Origin of the sequence: Methylobacterium fujisawaense, assembly GCF_014138435.1 — a bacterium.
Classification (GTDB): Bacteria; Pseudomonadota; Alphaproteobacteria; order Rhizobiales; family Beijerinckiaceae; genus Methylobacterium; species Methylobacterium fujisawaense.
This window is the reverse complement of record NZ_JACJIM010000024.1, coordinates 1-1,497: the sequence shown is the minus strand read 5'-3', so window position 1 is coordinate 1,497 and position 1,497 is coordinate 1. Positions and strand designations below refer to the sequence as shown.

Genomic DNA, 1,497 nt, shown 5'->3' with positions numbered 1-1,497 from the left:
GGGCAGTGGGCGGACGCGGAGACGGGGCTCTACTACAACCGGCACCGGCACTATGATCCGGTGGCGGGGCAGTATGCGAGCCCGGATCCGATCGGGCTGGAAGGGGGTGACAGGCCGCAGGGGTACGTTGATCGGCCCGGAATATGGGTCGATCCGCTGGGTTTGGCTAGCTCTGTCGGCTTGTTACCTGGAGAATTAAGCGTTGGAAAATTTAACGAACTTCCGCAAGTTAGAGGAGATAATCTTACCCCGCATCACATTCCATCTGCAAATCGGATGATGAAGGAGAACATATCACGGAGAGATGGAATTTCTATAATGGTTGAACAGCCCAGCCCTGGCCAAGGTGGTCGACATAGAAAGACTAAAACTTATGGGAGTCGGCATGACGAAGGTATGTCGCCAAGAGACGCTTTGGCAGACGGCATCAAAGATCTAAAAGAGATATATAAACAAGACAATTTATACGGATCAGAAGTGAGGAGTGCCTTACAAAGAGTGATACGAGAAAATAAAAATCATTATCCGGCCGTGTTCAATAAATGAGGTTGACATGAAAAGTGAAAAGCTCAATCTGCTTTTGCAGAAATTAAAAAATTCAACACAATCTAATGAAGATAATATAGTATCCACTAGAGAAGGAATTCTTTCAAAGATCTATGAACTAAAGAATCCAGAATGTATTGAGCCGATTATAGGAATGCTAGAAGATGAAGATCCGTATTTTGAAGAAATGTATAGTTATGTCCACTTAATAGAGTCTTTTCCGACCGACATATACACGCAAAATGCAGTGCGTCCGATTATAGAATTATACAAAAAAAGCCCGGAATGGTCTCAGATATTATTAACTCGGATTATTAACGACTATGATAGCCGCTCGGCGCTGGAAAGGACCAATTTAGAAGAAACAGACAAGCATCGCCTTGTAGGAATAATAAATAATATTTTAAGCAGTCAATTTACAAAGAACGATCTAACTATATCAAATGCTAAAGAATTGTTGCGAAAATTTAGTGAAAAATCGCAGCACACAGATAGGAGCTGAAATAGAATTCTGCCCAGCTTATTTACATGCGGATCGTCGAGGAGGATGTCGGCGGGCGGCGGGTGCAGAGCCGGTACGATTCCTGCGGCCGGCGTGTGGCGCGGCGGATCTTCTCCGGGATCGACCAGCCGCACGCGATCCGGCTCGGCGAGCACGTCACCCGCCACGCCTACGACCCGCTCGGTGCCCTGGCCGCGCTGGTTGTGGCCGAGCACGCGCCGCTCGCCTTCACCCGGGACGGGCTCGGCCGTGAGGTCCGACGGGAGAGCACGGCGGGGTTCGTGCTGTACAGCGCCTGGGATGCGGGCGGGCGGCTGTCGGCGCAGCGGGGCGGGCGGGCGATCCGGAGCCTGTCCGGGGCGGTGGCGGCGCAGCGGGCGGGTCTGGCGGCGGACGCGGCGCGGCCGATCGAGCGCAGCTATGCCTGGGACCGGGCGGACGCGCCGACC

General features: G+C 52.1%; 3 protein-coding genes. All 3 read left to right on the top strand.

What is annotated here, in order from left to right; translation table 11 throughout:
* Window positions 1–546: RHS repeat-associated core domain-containing protein (locus GGQ91_RS27930; RefSeq protein ID WP_182593316.1), on the top strand; the 546-nt coding region annotated here is incomplete at its 5' end.
* A 7-nt stretch (window positions 547–553) separates the two neighbouring features.
* Window positions 554–1,048, top strand: coding sequence for an Imm30 family immunity protein (locus GGQ91_RS27925; RefSeq protein ID WP_182593315.1), 495 nt, complete (start codon window positions 554–556; stop codon window positions 1,046–1,048).
* A 26-nt stretch (window positions 1,049–1,074) separates the two neighbouring features.
* Window positions 1,075–1,497, top strand: a 423-nt coding sequence (locus GGQ91_RS27920) for a hypothetical protein (protein ID WP_182593314.1), incomplete at its 3' end; no start/stop codon positions are given.